14 protein-coding genes are annotated in these 17,924 nt (G+C 45.2%); 9 read left to right on the top strand and 5 right to left on the bottom strand.

The window, feature by feature from the left end; genetic code table 11:
* Window positions 1-245 precede the first annotated feature (245 nt).
* From F597_RS0102895 to F597_RS0102930, 8 genes are all read left to right on the top strand, one after another.
* On the top strand, window positions 246-2,153 hold the full coding sequence (locus tag F597_RS0102895; RefSeq protein ID WP_019538208.1) for a carbohydrate-binding domain-containing protein: 1,908 nt from the start codon (window positions 246-248) through the stop codon (window positions 2,151-2,153).
* A gap of 100 nt (window positions 2,154-2,253) precedes the next feature.
* On the top strand, window positions 2,254-3,459 hold the full coding sequence (locus F597_RS0102900; protein ID WP_019538209.1) for a sensor histidine kinase: 1,206 nt from the start codon (window positions 2,254-2,256) through the stop codon (window positions 3,457-3,459).
* Window positions 3,456-4,175, top strand: coding sequence for a LytR/AlgR family response regulator transcription factor (locus tag F597_RS0102905; RefSeq protein ID WP_019538210.1), 720 nt, complete (start codon window positions 3,456-3,458; stop codon window positions 4,173-4,175). Before F597_RS0102900 ends, F597_RS0102905 begins: the two co-directional genes overlap by 4 nt.
* Window positions 4,176-4,401: 226 nt before the next feature.
* Window positions 4,402-4,749 (top strand): hypothetical protein, encoded by a 348-nt coding sequence (locus tag F597_RS21470; protein ID WP_019538211.1) that lies wholly within the window; start codon window positions 4,402-4,404, stop codon window positions 4,747-4,749.
* A 157-nt stretch (window positions 4,750-4,906) separates the two neighbouring features.
* The gene (locus F597_RS0102915; RefSeq protein ID WP_026327056.1) at window positions 4,907-6,007 is read left to right on the top strand and encodes an efflux RND transporter periplasmic adaptor subunit; all 1,101 of its coding nucleotides are present in this window, start codon (window positions 4,907-4,909) and stop codon (window positions 6,005-6,007) included.
* A 4-nt stretch (window positions 6,008-6,011) separates the two neighbouring features.
* Complete coding sequence (locus F597_RS0102920) at window positions 6,012-9,095, top strand: efflux RND transporter permease subunit (RefSeq protein ID WP_026327057.1); 3,084 nt, start codon at window positions 6,012-6,014, stop codon at window positions 9,093-9,095.
* Window positions 9,092-10,390 carry a TolC family protein gene (locus F597_RS0102925; protein WP_019538214.1) on the top strand — a complete coding sequence of 433 codons (1,299 nt, stop codon included), beginning with the start codon at window positions 9,092-9,094 and terminating at the stop codon, window positions 10,388-10,390. The genes F597_RS0102920 and F597_RS0102925 overlap by 4 nt, the downstream gene beginning before the upstream one ends.
* 86 nt (window positions 10,391-10,476) lie before the next feature.
* Entirely contained in the window at window positions 10,477-11,523 is a 1,047-nt protein-coding gene (locus tag F597_RS0102930) for a linear amide C-N hydrolase (RefSeq protein ID WP_019538215.1), read from the top strand.
* A gap of 17 nt (window positions 11,524-11,540) precedes the next feature.
* Here F597_RS0102930 and F597_RS0102935 read toward each other — a convergent pair whose 3' ends face one another.
* The 4 genes from F597_RS0102935 to F597_RS22275 all read right to left on the bottom strand — a co-directional run bounded on the left by F597_RS0102935 (window position 11,541) and on the right by F597_RS22275 (window position 16,190).
* Complete coding sequence (locus F597_RS0102935; RefSeq protein WP_019538216.1) at window positions 11,541-14,189, bottom strand: outer membrane beta-barrel protein; 2,649 nt, start codon at window positions 14,187-14,189, stop codon at window positions 11,541-11,543.
* Between the two features lie 68 nt (window positions 14,190-14,257).
* A complete protein-coding gene (locus tag F597_RS0102940) occupies window positions 14,258-15,331 on the bottom strand; it encodes a FecR family protein (protein ID WP_019538217.1) in 1,074 nt (357 codons plus the stop codon).
* Window positions 15,332-15,400: 69 nt separating this feature from the next.
* Window positions 15,401-16,003, bottom strand: a complete 603-nt coding sequence (locus F597_RS0102945; RefSeq protein WP_026327059.1) for an RNA polymerase sigma-70 factor — start codon at window positions 16,001-16,003, stop codon at window positions 15,401-15,403.
* Window positions 16,004-16,028: 25 nt separating this feature from the next.
* Window positions 16,029-16,190, bottom strand: a complete 162-nt coding sequence (locus F597_RS22275; protein WP_157278928.1) for a hypothetical protein — start codon at window positions 16,188-16,190, stop codon at window positions 16,029-16,031.
* Between the two features lie 149 nt (window positions 16,191-16,339).
* Here F597_RS22275 and F597_RS0102950 point away from each other — a divergent pair, with 149 nt between their 5' ends.
* Window positions 16,340-16,816, top strand: coding sequence for a CYTH domain-containing protein (locus F597_RS0102950; protein ID WP_019538219.1), 477 nt, complete (start codon window positions 16,340-16,342; stop codon window positions 16,814-16,816).
* A 1-nt stretch (window position 16,817) separates the two neighbouring features.
* On the opposite strand, the gene F597_RS0102955 is transcribed toward F597_RS0102950, so the two are convergent.
* A complete protein-coding gene (locus F597_RS0102955; RefSeq protein ID WP_019538220.1) occupies window positions 16,818-17,837 on the bottom strand; it encodes a branched-chain amino acid aminotransferase in 1,020 nt (339 codons plus the stop codon).
* Window positions 17,838-17,924: the final 87 nt, after the last annotated feature.

The following is a 17,924-nucleotide window of genomic DNA, read 5'->3' on the forward strand; positions in this document are numbered from 1 at the left end:
TATTTTTATTTTTTCTTTTTATTTGAATGTGCAAAGTTCAGTTAATTTGATTAAGTGGGCAATCCCTATAATCAAGGATTTAAATCAGCTTTAATACCAAAAAATAATGATTAAATTTTAGGGTACGCTGAATATACATCCCTTCCATTCGTTGACAAAAAAGCGCCGTTAGTTGATTACTTTACCGGAAGAGAAGTGTTGTTGCTACATTTGCGATGAAAACTCATGATAAATAACAACGCATTATGAAGAAGAATTTATTGATTATATGCCTGAGCCTTGCCGTAGTGATGATGTACGCTTGTAGTAAGGATGACTTTACAGAATCTGAACCGGAGGAAACAGAACAGGCTGACCCGGATCCTGAAATACCTGAAGATTCGGGTGATACGGATGACGATGATCTCAATCCCAACTCCCAAAGCATTAGTTATGAAAATGCTGTTTTGATTGCATTTTCTTCAAATGACGCTTCAGTTACCAACCCGTTTGAGAATAACGGAGTGACTGTAGAAAATGACAATGGACATATTGTCATCACTTCGACGGTTTCCGGATCAGAATTGAACTATGTACTTTCAGGGATAATTGCTGACGGATCTGTGAAGATCTATGGTGAAGAAAAGTTCGGACTTGTATTGAATGGTGTCGGGATAACTAATCCGAATGGCGCCGCGATAAACATTCAAAACAAGAAGAAAGGCACGGTTACCCTTGTGGACAAAACCAACAATCGTCTTATCGACGGATCAACATACACCTACACTGACGGGGAGGATATGAAAGCGACTTTCTTCAGCGAAGGTAACGTCGAGATTGGCGGGAACGGCACTCTCGAAATACGCGGCAAGAACAAACATGGGCTTTGTACGGACGGCGCACTGACAATCACAGGAGGAACTATCAATATTAAGGAAGCTGCAAGTGACGGGATCCATACGAACGACGAGATAACTATTTCGGGCGGTACCCTTACGATACGCTCTGTTGGCGACGGAATAGAGAGTGAGAGTAAAAAGGTGCCGATTTCAATTACCGGAGGGGACATAAACATTATTACCACCGGAGAGAAAGGCCATGCCATAAAGACGAAATACAATGTAGAAATCGAATCGACCGGGAAGATCGAGATAACCACGTATGGTGCAGCATCAAAAGGGATCAAACCCACGGGAGACATCACAATCCGCAAAGGAGATATTACTGTGAACAGTGCCGGTGATGCTATCTGGGATACAGATGAACAGGATACTTCTTCAGCCGCAGGTATCAAGTGCGATGGCAATTTCCTTATGGAAGACGGAACACTTACCCTGTTAAGTGCAGGAAAAGGCGGTAAAGGAATCAATGCCGACGGCACGCTTATCATCAATGGTGGAACTGTAACGGTTACCACAACCGGCGACCAGTACGTTTACAACAGCAGCTACGATACAGCAGCCAAGGCGATAAAAAGTGACGGGAACCTGACAATTAACGGAGGTAATATCAAGATACGCACATCCAAAACCGAGGCCGAAGGATTGGAAAGCAAATCCACACTGACCATCACCGGTGGAGAAATAGATATTGTAGCTTATGATGATGCGATCAATGCAACCACACATATACAGATAGACGGAGGAAATATATACTGTAACAGCACAACCAACGATGCTATCGACTCGAACGGCACGCTCACGGTAACCGGCGGTGTCATCGTTGCGGCCGGAGCTTCCCAACCAGAGGGAGGGTTTGATTGCGATAACAGCCGCTTTACGATTACCGGAGGTACGCTTATCGGTATCGGTGGCGCTACCAGCAGTCCTACGGCAGCTTATTGCACCCAACGTTCACTGGTTTTCAATTCTTCCACATCCAATATCCAGTACATAAGGATAGAAAGCACTTCGGGCGGACAGGAGGTTTTAACATTCAAGCTGCCGAAAACCTATTCTTCACGAATGACGATGCTTTTCAGCAGTCCGTCCCTTGCGGCGAATACAGGATACACGATTTACACCGGAGGCAGCATATCGGGCGGCACTGATTTTCATGGCTTCTATACCGGGGCAACCTATGCCAAAGGTACATCTGCCGGAACTTTCACGACCGGTTCAGCTACGGGTTCGGTTAGTACCGTAGGTACATCCCAGGGAGGTGGAGGACGATAGGATGATTTGTTAATATAGTTGATGAGTAAACAGATAATACCGCTGTTATGTTATCTTTGCATAACAGCGGTATCTATTTTAAACCGGGGCAGGGTAACAAGTGATCAAGAAGAAACAATATATACTCGAAAACCTGATATATGCCTTTATATGGCTTGTCTTGTTTATCATACCTTTGGCCGGTTACAGCTTTGAGGGGAGTATTCATTGGAACGATGTGAGAAGATATTGGATAGCGTTACTACCTTTTGCCTTACTCTTTTTACTTAACAATTACCTGTTGATCCCTGTGTTCCTTTTCCGGAAAAAACATCTGTTGTATATCGGGTTACTTCTCATATCAATCCTTTTTCTTTTTATTGCCAGGCCACTTATAACAGACAGTCTGAATCCCAACCCACACCCGAAGAAAGAACAGGTATTCAGGAAAAAGAATGGAGATTATTCCCGCGAGGAAAAAAGACCCGATCACGGTGAAAAAATATCTCCATATGAAGAGAAAACATCTCCTCACGAGGAGAGAATAAAACCATCACCCTTTAAGGGTCCGCCACCCGGAGATCAGAAAAAAGGTCCGCCGTTGATGCAATTTCCCAAGAAATGGGGACCATATCTGAACGGATTATTAATGGCAATGTTGGTCACGGGATTTAACATAGCAGTGCGCCTTCTTTTCAAGTCCATGAACGATGCCAAACAACTCGATGAACTGGAAAGACGGAATCTGCGTAATGAACTGAACTATCTGAAAGCTCAGATAAATCCCCATTTTTTCATGAATACGCTCAATAATATTCATGCGCTGATAGACATTGACGGCAAAAAAGCAAAGCGGACGGTAGTTGAATTGTCTAAACTGATGCGATATGTGTTGTATGAGGCAGAAAAACCTTTTATCACGCTGGAAAAAGAAATAGAGTTTATAGAAAATTATATAGCGCTTATGCGGATACGATATACAGACGATGTGGAGATAATTTCTGTATATCCGCAGGATATGCTTCATGCTCAGATACCGCCTTTGCTTCTAATTACATTGATAGAAAATGCTTTCAAGCATGGAATTAATATAAGCGGCAAATCATGTATCCATTCACGGATGACGATTGAAAATGAACATCTTTTTTATTCCGTTGCAAATACTTTACCCACCGATCCTCTGGATTCTGCATCTGTAAAGGGGATGGGATTAGATAACCTGAGAAAGCGTCTGGAGCTGCTTTTCGGAAAGGACAACTATAGTCTGGAAATATATAGCGGCAACGGAGTGTTTATAGCGAATCTCAATATACCTGTCAAAACATGAAGGTTAGATGCATAGCGATAGACGACGAACCTCTGGCACTCCAGCAACTGTCAAGATATATACTTGATACTGATTTTCTTGAACTGGCAGGATCATTCCGTAACGCGCTGGTCGCACAGAAATGGCTTTCAGGGAATAAAGCCGATGCGATATTTGTGGATATAGAGATGCCTGGGCTCAACGGGTTGGAATTTGTCCGGAGCATGAATCAAAAACCATTGGTTGTGTTCACTACTGCCCATTCCGAATATGCATTGGATGGATTTAAAGTGGATGCGACTGATTATCTTCTTAAACCGATCGATTACCTGGACTTTTTACGTTCAGCAGAGAGAGTGTATCGGCAATATCTGTTAATGCAGGGGATAAAAGAGGGAAAGGGCGGTAAGCATATAATCTTTGTCCGGTCGGAATATAAGACAATGGCCATAGACATCGAAGACATAATTTTTATCGAAAGCCGAAGTGAATATGTACGTATATTCCTGGAAGATAAAAAACCGATCATGACACTCGGCAGCCTAAAATCGTATCAGGAGACATTACCGTCAGACTTATTTCTTCGTGTGCATCGATCTTTTATTGTGAATATTTCTTCGATAAAATGTATTGAAAGAAAGCACATAATACTCACCAATGAAATGAATATACCTGTAGGCAAACTATACGAAAAAGACCTGAGAAAATATATCAACGAGAATATTCATAGGAAATAAACCGTATTATTCAGGAAGTACAAGTAACACGTTTTTGTTTTAGCATACCAAAGAGAACCTGACTCTGTGTTTGATAATTTATTACATTCGTTTCATATGATTAAAACTTTTATTTTCAAAGGTATCATATGGAACTCGCTTTTAATCATGTTTTTGTGTGATAATTATTATCAAGCTCGTTTCATATTCATAAAAAACCTTACGTTTGCAAATCAAAAATTTTAGAATGCTTTGGAAAAGTAAACGGTTAATCGCCTCTATTCTATTTGTGGTTTTCACATTTTACTATGTGGATATCTGTTTCTTTTCCCATAGCCATATCATCAACGGTACTACTGTTGTCCATTCGCACCTTCACAATAAAGCCCATACCCAGACGGGGACGCACACTGACAGTGAGTTAAAACTGATCTCATCGTTGTCTGCTTTTGAAACACTTGCCGCAGATTTGTCCGCAGTGATTCCGGGAGTCCTGATATTATTGCAGGTATTTATCCTGCCATTCCTTAAGGAAAAGATTTATTCCAAACCTGCAGCTTGTATCTCTTTGCGGGATCCCCCAACCTTATTCTAAATCAAATTTATTTTTACCATTTAGCGCTGACTTTCTATTGGTATTAGTGGGCAGTTTCTCTGTTTTCCATCCGAAGGATGCAGTGCATCTACAATTAGCCAACTCCATCGTTGATAAACGGAGGGATTCCATCATTTTATTAAAATCATTATACCATATGAATAAATTATTTATGCTGGCGGGCCTGTTGATTTTACTGGCTTCCTGCAAACAAAACAATACGGCACAAGAAAGTGCTGAAGTTCAATATAGAGGCGATACCATCATCGTAAAAGAAAATTCACCCATTTTGGGACAGATAGTGATCGGGAAAGTGCAGTCACGGGATTTTTCGGCCGGATTCAGAACGGTCGGAACCATTCGTCCTGTGTCAGGTAAATATGCTGAGATCGCTCCTCCGTTCTCCGGACGTATTACAAAAACATTTGTGGAACTTGGGAAAAAGGTGAGTGCCGGTTCACCGGTTTTCGAACTGAGTTCATCCGAGTTCTTTGAAGCTGCGAAAGCTTACTTTGCCGCACAGTCGGCCAATGAACTGGCCCAAACCAGCTACAATCGCCAAAAGGAGTTGGAAGCTAACGGTGTAGCTTCGAAAAAAGAGTTGGAGCAGGCCCGGAACGAAGCAAATATTGCTGCCAGGGAATGGGAGCAGGCAAAGGCGACCATGCAGATTTTTAATATCGATGTCAATTCACTTCAAATGGGACAGGCCTTGAAGGTGGTATCGCCCATCGCCGGCGAAGTGGTGAAATATGATATCACCATCGGGAGTTATGTAAGAGAAGATACGGAGCCGCTGGCTGTGATAGCCGACTTGACGACGGTGTGGGTTACTGCACTGGTGAAGGAAAGAAATTTCGGAACGATCAAAAAAGGCGAACAGGTAGAGGTATTTACCGACACACATCCCGATAAAGCCATCCCGGGGACTATTTACCATGTGGGCGAGATGTTGGATGTGGAAACCCGTTCACTGGACGTGATCATTGCCTGTGATAATACGGACAGGCAACTGAAACCGGGCATGTTCTGCAAGGTGCACTTCCTGAACTCTCCGACAAAAGCCATTGTCTTACCTGCTACCGCCATCATGCAGGAACAGGAGAATGATTATGTCCTGATCGAGGCGTCGAAAGGCAAATACCTTCGCCGTAAGGTACAAACCGAAACGGTCAGTATGGAAGAAGTGCTTATCCTGAGCGGGATTGACGAGGGTGAAAATGTAGTTGTAAAGGGTGGAATTTTTCTAAATATGTAAATCGATGGAAAAATTAATGAATACCCTGATTCAGCGCCGCTGGTTGATGCTGACGATATTTATTATCTTGTCGGCTATCGGTATTTACGCCTGGCGGCAGCTTGCCATAGATGCCTATCCCGATATTGCCGACGTGTCGGTCGGCGTTGCCACACAAGTGCCGGGACTTGCCGTTACGGAGATAGAACAGCAGATCACCATTCCCCTCGAGCGGGAACTCAACGGTATCCCCCGCCTGAAGATCATGCGGAGCAAGAACTTCTTTGGCCTTTCTAAGATCACGCTTGTCTTTGAAGACGGGACAGATGATTACTGGGCGCGACAAAGGGTACTGGAGCGGATTAACGATATTGATCTGCCTTTCGATGCACAGCCGGGGCTCGACCCTCTGACCTCACCTACCGGAGAAATATACCGGTATGTCGTAAAAGGGAACAAAAGCCTGCGGGAACTGACCGAACTCAACCATTGGGTTATCATTCCCCGCCTGAGGCAGATACACGGGATTGCTGATGTTTCCAATTTCGGTGGTATCACTACGCAATTCCAGATAGAGATAGACCCTAATATGCTGACGAAATACAATCTTTCGCTCAGCGAAGTGACCGAGTCGATAGAACGTAACAACTCAAATGCCGGAGGAAGTACCTTCAGCCGTGGGGATTTGAGCTACGTCGTGCGCGGGGTAGGGCTTGTGCAGGACCTGCAGGATATGGGCAATATCGTCGTGAAAACCGTTTCCGGAGCCCCTGTCTATTTAAAAGACCTGGGTGAACTGAAATACGGGAACCTCGAACGCAAAGGTATCATGGGATATGTCGATCAGGAGATAGACTACGAAGACGGGGTGCAGGGAATGGTGCAACTACTGCGGTACCAGAACCCTTCGTGGGTACTGGAAGAGATACAGCGTGCGGTGGATGACCTCAACGACAACATCCTGCCCAAAGATGTGAAGATCCATATCTTTTATGACCGTACCGAGCTCGTGGATGCTACCTTGCACACTATTTCACATACCCTTTCATTCGGTATATTACTGGTTATAGGGGTGTTGATCATCTTCCTCGGAAGCCCTAAAGGGGCATTACTTGCTACCATCACCATTCCTGTCTCGCTGCTGATCGCTTTTATCCTGATGTGGCTGACCGATATTCCGGCCAATCTGCTCTCTCTGGGAGCTATTGACTTTGGTATTATAGTAGACGGTACCATTGTCATGATGGAGACTATTCTCAAGAAGCGGGAAGATAATCCCAATATACATCTGGAGGAATCGAGCATCGCAAAACGGGCTGCCGAAGTGGCAAAGCCGATACTGTTCGCTACGCTGATCATCATTGTGGCCTATCTGCCGCTGTTCGCATTCGACCGTGTGGAACGGAAACTTTTCACACCCATGGCATTCACGTTGTGTTTTGCCCTGTTAGGTGCACTTGCATCTGCGATGATCCTGATCCCGGGACTGGCGTTTGCGGTCTACAGAAAACCGCAGATGGTATACCATAACCGCTGGCTCGAACGGCTGACAGAGACATACAAAAGACAGACAACAAAGATCATCGCTGCCCCGAAAAAACTGATCGTACCCATTGCCGGTGTATTGATCGCCGTCACCGGGCTTTCTGTCTATGTGGGGAAAGACTTTATGCCCGCCCTTGACGAAGGAAGTATCTGGATACAGGTGCAACTGCCTCCCGGTATGTCGCTCGAGAAATCCTCCGAAATGGCTACCGTGCTCAGGAATAAACTCAAACATTTTGATGAGGTTACCTATGTGATGACACAGACGGGGCGGGACGATGAAGGGGTTTGCCCGTTCTCCTTTTCGCATATTGAAGTGATGATCGGGCTGAAACCCTATAAAACATGGAAAGGTGGGCGTCAGAAATCGGATCTGATCGATGATATGGCTGAGGTGATTGCCACGATGCCGGGCTATAGCGTAGGTTTTTCACAGCCGATTATCGACATGGTGATGGATCAGATTGCAGGTGCGCATAGCGACCTGGCGATCAAGATCTATGGTGAAGACCTGACCGAAAGCCGTCGTATTGCCGAGCATGTAAAGACTGTTATCGAGGGGGTAGATGGCGTGGCTGATGTGGGCATTATGGAAGAACCTTTCCTGCCGCAATTACAGATCGTCGCCGACCGTGATAAGATTGCCCAATACGGATTAAATGTCTCCGATGTGGCTGAATTGATAGAAGTGGCTATCGGAGGAAAAGCTATTTCACAGGTATTTATCGATAGCCGGGTATATGATGTGATCTGTCGTTATAATGAAGAGTCGCGCGACACGCCGGAAAAGATCGGGGCGTTGATGCTTACGTCTGCATCCGGTGCAAGGGTACCGCTCTCCACCGTGGCAGAGGTAAAGACGACCACAGGTCCCAGTATGATCTCCCGTGAGATGAATCAGCGCTTTACGACTGTACGTATGAACCTGCGGGGTAGGGATTTGACCTCCTTCGTCAAGGAGGCGCAATCGACAATCGAAAAAGAGGTGCAATACGACCATTCCCAGTTTCAGTTCCACTGGGCGGGACAGTTGGAAAACCAGCACCGGGCGTTCGGACGCCTTGCCGTCATCATGCCTATCACTTTGGCGGTGATGTTCCTCCTGCTGTTCTTTGCTTTTGGGAAATTCCGCCAGGCAGGACTACTTATCGGGATGCTGCCGCTTGCGGTTTTCGGGGGGATGCTTGCGCTGGTAGTCCGCGGGATGAGCTTTAATGTATCGTCGGCTGTCGGATTTATCGCTTTGTTCGGGGTCTTTATCCAGAACGGCGTTATCATGATCTCACATATCAATATAATGCGGAAAAGAGGGGTCGAACTGAAAGAAGCCGTCATTTCAGGTTCATCACACAGGCTACGGCCGGTACTGATGACCGCAACTGTGGCAGTGCTGGGACTATTACCTGCCTCGTTATCGACCGGTATCGGTTCTGATGTGCAGCGTCCGCTGGCGACCGTAATTGTGTACGGGCTGCTGTTCGGTACGATCCTTACCCTCTATATATTGCCGGCGCTCTATTACATCATGGAAAAAGGAAAATCAACTCAAACGATTGCCCAATGACAAACAAAATAAATTTTTTGAGACCTCTCCTGTTGGGCGTGCTGTGCCTGATGGCTGTCGCAGCACTCGCACAGGAAACATACGCACAGGAAAAACGGATTTTGACATTCAGTGAATACCTGGAGAATGTCAAAAATTCCAATGTCAGTTATCTGGCTGAGAAGTACAATGTGGATATTGCCGATGCGGCGGTAAAAGCATCGAAAGTCTTTCCCGACCCGGAGTTGTCGGTCAGCTATGCAAATAATCAGAACTGGGATTTGCAAATGGGATATGGTGTCGATGCTGAATTGAGTTACACACTCGAACTGGGCGGTAAACGGAAAGCCCGTATGCGGTTGGCACAAAGCGAAAAAGAGATGACCGAAGCGCTGCTGGAAGATTATTTCCGCAACTTACGGGCAGATGCGACCATCGCATACCTCGAAGTGCTGAAACAAAAGGCGCTGCTGGAGATACAGAGATCGTCCTATCACCAGATGACACGCCTTGCACAAGCGGACAGCATACGTTTCCGGCTGGGTGATATCACTGAAGTCGATGCGCTCCAGTCGAAACTCGAAGCCTCCACGATGCTGAACCATCTGTATGAGAGCGAAGGTGAATTGCACGATGCTCTGATCCAATTAGCGCTATTGCAAGGAAGCCCAAGTATGGAATTGCCCGACTCTATTGGAGGCGATCTTGCTTATTACCAACGCTATTTCGATCTATCGACACTGGTCACGGAAGCACAAAATAACCGTGCCGATTTGCAGGCTGCCCTGAAAAGCAATGAAGTCTCACAAAACAACCTGCGACTGGCCAGAGCAAACCGGGCTATCGATCTTGGCATCAGTATAGGGGGCACTTATTCTTCGATAGTACGGAATGAGATAGCACCGGCACCTGCGTTTAAGGGTATCATGGCCGGGGTCAGTATCCCCTTGAAATTCTCCAATACAAACAAGGGTGAATTGAGTGCTGCCCGGTTTGCCGCAGAGCAGCAGGTAAAGCAGTATGAAGCTGTTCAGCAGCAGATCAGCGCGGAGGTAGTACAGGCTTACCATCAGTATATGACCGCCTGCAAGCAGGTAGAGCAATTTAACACAGGACTGTTACAAGAGGCGGAGACGATCTTTCAGAAAAAAAGATACAGTTATGAACGCGGTGAAACCAGTATCCTTGAAGTACTGAATGCGCAACGTACGCATAATGAGGTGCAGGTAAGCTATAACGAAACCCTTTTTGCATGCGCTGCCGCCCTGGTTGAGTTGGAGCGCGCCTGCGGGATATGGGATATTGAAATGGATTAGTTTTTTTGATGAACAAAATCAAATTCAGAATGTTTACAGTGTTAAAGAATCTAATTGCATATTAACTTAAATAAAGATGTATTATTATGAAGATCATTAGTTTGGTTGTTTTTCTGACTTTGGTAAGTTCAATACTTGATCCGTCCGCTTACGCCTGCACACGGGTTGTATATAAAGGGCCGGAGAATACTGTGATAACGGCCCGCTCAATGGACTGGAAGACTGAGATAGACGCTAATTTATGGGTATTCCCCAAAGGAATGCAACGCAACGGAGAGGTAGGACCACTTTCTGTAAAATGGACATCGAAGTATGGGAGCATTATTACGAGTGCATGGGATATTGCCACGGCTGACGGCATGAACGAAAAAGGATTGGTAACCAATGTATTATGGCTTGTTGAGTCGGAATATCCCAAATTCGATCCTAACGGTACAAAACAAGGGGTGGCGATCTCTCTATGGGCTCAGTATGTGTTGGATAATTTTGCCACGGTAGAGGAAGCTGTTAACCGGTTGAAAGATGAACCGTTCGTCCTGGTGAGTGATTACATACCCGGCACTGATAAATTTACGACCTTGCATTTATCAATATCCGATGCGCATGGCGACAACGCAATTTTTGAATATATCAACGGAAAGTTGGTAATTCATCATGATCCTTCTTATGTGGTTATGACCAACTCTCCTGTTTTTGATCAACAACTGGCATTGAATGAATACTGGAAAGGAATACCCGGGACGATGATGCTTCCGGGGACTAACCGGGCTGCCGACCGTTTTGTCCGTGCCTCTTATTACATTCATGCTATTCCTCAGACCAATGATATCCGCACTTCTGTAGCCAGTGTCTTTAGCGTCATTCGAAACTGCTCTGTTCCGTTTGGTATTTCTTCCGAAACAGAACCGAACATTTCATCTACCCGTTGGCGGTCTGTATCGGATCAGAAGAATTTAGTCTATTTCTTCGAGACTGCACTTACTCCCAATACATTTTGGGTAAACCTGAAAGATTTCGATCTGAGCGAAAAGGGTAAAGTGATGAAACTGAATCTGGATAATTTTGAGACATACAGCGGAGAGGCAAACAGTTCTTTTAAACCCGCACCCGCATTTAAATTTATGGGTATCTGAAAAAATAAAGACGAAAGCTAAAGTCCCCCGAACCGGGAGGTATCTACCTCCTTGCGTTCGGGTTCCTTGTACCCGCCGAAACGGTAAACGAAAGAGAAGGAAACTAACCGGGTGTCCTGAAATACTTTCAGGTTGCTTTTTTGCCCTTTGTAATCGATGGATGCCGCGGGGAGCCTTGTATTAAAAATGTCATCGGCTTTCAGGATCAATCTGGCACGGTCCTTTTGGAACGTCCATGTCAATGCTCCTGAGAGATTGCCCGAAGCGCCCAGGTCGTAAATGCCCTGTATGGCGCCCGGAGTGGAGACGTACCCCGAAATATTCATCTTCAGGTCGGGTTTCGAAGCAAGGGAAATATCGTGGTTCATCTGGAATATCCCGACAACGGCCCGCCTGTCGAACGGAATATCAAAAAATTCATCGTCTTTCTCGCGCCAGTACATTCCGTTGGCAATAAACCTCGATGAAATGCGCTTGCCTATGTTGAACGGGATTACACCCATTAAGCCGATATTTCGGCGATAGGTATAGTTCTGTTCCACAAACTCCTGCCGTAGTTCGTGGGGCGACTGATAGGGTAATTGCGCAAAATAGCCGGGAATGTAGTTCATATAGGGACGGATAACATATTTCTGCCGGAAGATATAAGTTAATCCCACGCTGTAATTTCTCTGCGGACGCAAATAGGGATTTCCGTACGTTACCCCATAGGCGCTGAAATAAAATATATTCGGGCTCATGTTCCAGTAAGAGGGATATTGCTTATCGGAAGAAACGGAGAACTGGAAAATATGCAATTGTGCAGGGCGGTAACTTATGTTTACAGTGGGAAACCACGCTACATCGTTCCAAAGCTCTTTTTGGGTCCCTTTGGATATCTCTTTGGCATTATAATACTCTGCTGCGATAGATGCCTGGGCTGATAATTTGTCGGTGAATGTTTTGGAAAAGCCGGCAAAGATATTCCAGATATGCTCTTGCTGCCGGGTATCGAAGGTAGCTTCGTCATATTCAACACCGTCTTTCAATGCGTCGGATCGATTTTTGACGCGTACTCCCGAATAATGCAGCCCATAATCTATACCCCAACTGTTTTTTAGTGAATGCGACCGGTTGGCATAAAACATAATACGGTCGATTTTCTGCCGTGATTGGTAGATAAGTTCTTCAGTCGGTGAGGAAGGGTTCCTTAATCTGTTTTGCAGGAAATGGTCTGATTTATCACTAAAGGAGGTATAGTCTGCACCGGCGTTCAACTCGAAATGAGCGGTATAATCAGCTTTTATATTGTGGGTGGAAGAAGGGCCATCAGCCCCGATCTTCGTATCGGTTATTATCCCCGAAATATCGGTAGACGCAATACGGTCAGACTTTCCATTATCAAAAATACCGGTGTAGGCAATATCCACTTTGTCCTTATTTTCCAATGTGTGTTGCAGAGCCAGGCGGGTGTTATGATTTCTGCCGTTTGACCTTCCCTCACTTCGTTGTAAAATATCGTACACAGTGCCCTGTAAGGTATGTGCTGCCGTCAGGTCTTCTGAATTGAATCTTTTACCGTTCCTGTAAGAATAGGATGCATCTACCGAAGTATGTTTTCCTAAGTAGAGCAGATTAACCCGTGCGTTACCGTCGGCATAGTACCGTTGTCTGTATTCGGTTGCCGCTTCACCTTGCCATATATCCTGTTCCGTGTTATCGTCCGAAGCTTGTTTCAGTACCACGTTAATAACCGCACCACGTACATTGTATTGCGGCGGCGCGCTGTACATCACCTCGATGTTTTCCACGCGCGATACCGGTATGCCACGTAACGTTTCCATTAGTTGTTCATAGGGCATGGAGCTTTTTTGTCCGTTCAGAAGAATAGTCATTCCGCTTGTGCCGATGAGAGACAGGAGTCCATCCTGCTCCATCACTCCTGGAATTTCCTTAATCGCCTCATAGGCATTTGTTACCGGGTTGTTCATCAGTAGTGCAGGGATATGATAAATAATTTTCTCCCGATCGACTTTCATCACGGGATGATCGGCCTCCACCACCAGTTCCTGTAACAGGGTGATATCTTTTTCCAGTATACAATTGCAGATGACCGGTTCACGGCTGTCTGCCGGAATGGATAGATCGGTGTAGGCCGTTTTGTAACCCATAAAAGAGATCCGCAGCCGGTAATCGCCCGGTTTCACTCCGGACAGCTTATAATACCCGTCGTAATCGGTTACGATGCCATACCCGAATTGGGTTGTATCGTTTGAAAGATACAGCACAACATTCGCATATGGTACCGGTTCATCATTTTCATCGGTAACTGTGCCGAATATCTCCTGTTCATCCTGTACATATTCTGATTTTGTGATGATGATCAATTCGTCTGATGGCATCACAAAAGTCAATCCTGTATTTTGTAACAGAGTATCGAGTATCTCTTTTACCGGCTTGCTTTTGGCGTGGATGGAAACACGCAGGTCGTCGGGTACAATTTCATCGTTATATAGGATGCGGTAACCGCTTTTCTGTTGCACTTCAGCGAACACGTCCTTCACGGACGCGTTCGTTGCTGAAATACTGACGGGAACGGTTTGTGATTGCAAACCGGCAGTCAGAAAAAAAAGTAGAGTAATTAAAAGTAGAATTGTTCTCAAATATTGTGTGTTGGTATGTTGCATGCGTGTACTGTTTTAGGTTTTCTTACAGGTTTTATAGCGATGATATTTTTTATTTAGCCGATAATGACTCAGTGGATAATAACCTCTTTACCGTCTATTTCGTAGGTGAACGGGTAGGATTGTTTCAGGGCGTCGAGCATCTGTTGTAGTGTTTCACTCTTGATACTGCCTGTGAAACGCTGTTCTGCCAATGCGGCATTCTTTATTTTTATGGTTACCCGATAACGTTTTTCCATTAGTTTTGCTAAATCGGAAAACCGCTGTTTCTGGAAAACCAGTGAGCCTTTCAGCCATTGTGTTTCGGGAATGATCGTATCGTTTTCCTGTACCAAATCACGGATAACATAATTACTGTCACCCGCGACGATATGACCGTCACGCACCACGATTTTTTGGTTGGGTTGTAACAATATCTCTTTGGTATTTTTTTTCCGGTTGTCTTTCACCGCTACCAATCCGCGTATCAGCGCCACTTCAATGTCCGGCGAGGCGGCATCCACATTAAAGGCGGTTCCTTTTACCGTCACATCTATGTCGCGTACGGTTACGGTGAGGGGTACTCCGGGGCGATGTGTCACATCGAAGAACGCTTTACCAGTGAGGTGTATTTTACGATCCTTCTCGCCGAATCGCTCATTATAGGTGATCCGGGAGTGTTTGTTAAGCCATACCTGCGTACCGTCATCAAGGACGGCGTACAGGTTCTCATCGCCCGACTCCATCATCTGGCTATAGAGCTCCTCCCCGGGTAAAGGATAATAGTAAGCCAGCCAGCTTAATCCGATCAGGATAGCTATCGCTGCGGCAATCCGGGCCCATACGGGGATTATATGTTTACTTGACTGTAACGGCTTTTGCGGATGCCAAACAATGGCAGACGGCATTATACGTTTACGTGGCTCCGATATATGGTAACCGGTTTCAGGCATTCCGGCGATCTTATCCCATACTTCATCCAGTCTGGCATCAATATCTACATCGGACAGAGCTTCTCTATCCTGCATGAATCCATAGATTTCATCATAGATTTCCTTCAGTTGGCGGTTTTCTGTCAACGTTTTCCGTAGATCCACCCGCTCTTTTTCCGATATATTGCCGCCTATCTCTTTGGATAATAAAGCGACAAATGTTTCTTTTGTCATTGCTGTAAAGTTTGTCGTTTATAATAGGACACAGCAACGACAAAAAATACGTAGCGGAAAGAAAAAAATTTACCACAGCACCGCCATCATCTTTTTTATTTGCTTTTTGCGGGGAGAATAGCCCAGGTAGAGTGTGATTTCCTCTTCGAGTTTTTTCACGGCTTTATAGAGATGAGTTTCGACGGTGCGTTGTGAAAGTTGAAGGATTTCGGCTGTCTGTCGGGCAGAGAGACCGTTTTCCTTTATCATTTTGAAAACCTGTTTTTGCTGGTCGGGCAGGCTTTCGATAAGAGCATGCAGCCTTGCCGACAGTTCCTTGTGTTCCATTCTTGAAAGAGGATTACTGTCGGCCGATGATTGTTCCGTCACCGGTTGTTCGTCGAGTGGCACGACCTTACTTGAATCCCTTAGGGCGTTCAGGCAACGGTTTTTCACACTTTTAAAAAGATAGATTTCGGGAGTATCAATGTCGCCAATGCGTTCGCGGTTCATCCAAAGCCAGACGAACAGGTCGGAGACCACCTCACCTGCTTTTCCCGTTTCACCCAGGAAACTTTTCGCAAAAAACAAGAGCGACTCGTATTTCAATCGGAATAAACAATTGAACGCCTCTTTATCATCTTCCTTTATGCGGGTGAATAGTTGTTGTATGTCGGGTTCGATACGTTGCATGCAACGGGTTTTAAATAAAGACACCTCAAAAGGCGTCACTACGTACACGGAGAATGAAAAAATGTGATAAAGGCACAAATGTGGAATTTTTCCACGAATAGTTCAATCGTTTTGCCAATGTCATCACCCATGGAGAATAATTCCCTACTTTTGTTCCGGATTCATTGAAAAATAGAATTACGCGCATTGATTTTTTAATCCAACCAAAATCTTAACTATGTTTTTATTTTTTCGTAGTGATTACGGGATCTTAAAAGCATAGTTATTTTTTTTGCATTCTCATACACTCAACACTTTCACATTTTCTTTGTTATAACTATCATATATTTAACGCATATGGGATACGAAATTGAACGCAAGTTTCTTGTCAGGGGTGATTATAAATCACAGTCATCCAAAAGTTTTTCTATCAAACAGGGTTATCTTTCCCTTTCCGGAATAAGTGTGATCCGTGTACGGATCAAGGGTGAAAAAGCATTTATCACTATCAAGAGCGCTTTGGCGGAGGGCAAAATCAAACGCCATGAATGGGAATATGAGATTCCTATGGAGGATGCCGGAGAAATGCTTGCGTTATGTGAAAATCCGGTAATCGAAAAGACCAGGTACTTAATTGATTACGGTGGACATCTGTTCGAAGTAGATGAATTCTACGGCGATAACGATGGGTTGGTTATTGCTGAAATCGAACTGGAAGATGAAGAAGAATCGTTTGATCGCCCCGACTGGCTGGGAGATGAGGTAACCGGAAATGTGCGGTATTACAACTCGTTCCTGTCCATGCATCCATATAAGGAATGGAGTGGTGAATAAATCACTCCACCACTGTTACCCATCCGTACTTATCAGGCTCGTCGCCATATTGAATGGCACGTAGTTTATGGTATAGTTTTTCACAGATCGGCCCTGCTTTGCCGTCTTTGGAAAAATGGTAACTTCTGTTTTCACTCAAATCGTCAATCCGTAAAATGGGACTGATCACAGCAGCCGTACCGCAGGCACCCGCTTCCTCGAAGGTAGCAAGTTCCTCTTCCAAAACCGGGCGGCGCTCTACTTCCATTCCTATCTCTTCAGCCAGTTGCATCAGGCTCTTATTGGTGATGGAAGGCAGAATGGATTCCGATTTCGGGGTGATATAGGTATTGTCCCTGATCCCAAAGAAATTGGCCGGGCCACACTCATCGATATATTTCTTTTCCCTTGCATCGAGATAAAGCACGGCGGAATAACCCATTTCGTGTGCTTTCTCACCCGAACGCAGGCTGGCGGCATAATTTCCACCCACCTTGTAAGTCCCTGTGCCGAGAGGAGCAGCCCGGTCGTATTCACGCATGATTACCATAGGAGTAGGTTTGAAACCTTCTTTAAAGTAAGGACCTACCGGTGTGACAAAGATCAGGAAAGTATATTCTTTGGCCGGTTTTACTCCCACCTGGGCACTGGTACCAATCAGCAGCGGACGGATATACAATGATGCTCCACTCTCGTAAGGCGGTACAAAACGTGCATTTTTCTTCACGGCTAACAGTACCATCTCTTCAAAGCGTTCAACCGGCAGTTCCGCCATCATGATGCCGCGGCAGGAGGATTGCAAACGCAGTGCATTCTCTCTCATCCGGAAAATGCGGATTTTACCGTCTTTCCCGCGGAAAGCCTTTAGCCCTTCAAAGGCTTCCTGTCCATAATGCAGACAGGTAGCTGCCATATGAAGGTTGATATATTCCGATGTTTCCAGTTCGGGATCGCTCCATTTGCCGTCGCGGTAATAACAGCGGACGTTGTAGTCGGTTTTCATGTAGCCGAATGATAAATTCGACCAGTCGATTGCATCCATCTTTGTAATATTTAATAGTATTTGAGTTAGACTAAATACTCTACAAATATAGGGCTTTATTTTTGTAATTAGCATTCTTTTACAGGA

The sequence above is a fragment of the Proteiniphilum acetatigenes DSM 18083 genome (genome assembly GCF_000380985.1).
Classification (GTDB): Bacteria; Bacteroidota; Bacteroidia; order Bacteroidales; family Dysgonomonadaceae; genus Proteiniphilum; species Proteiniphilum acetatigenes.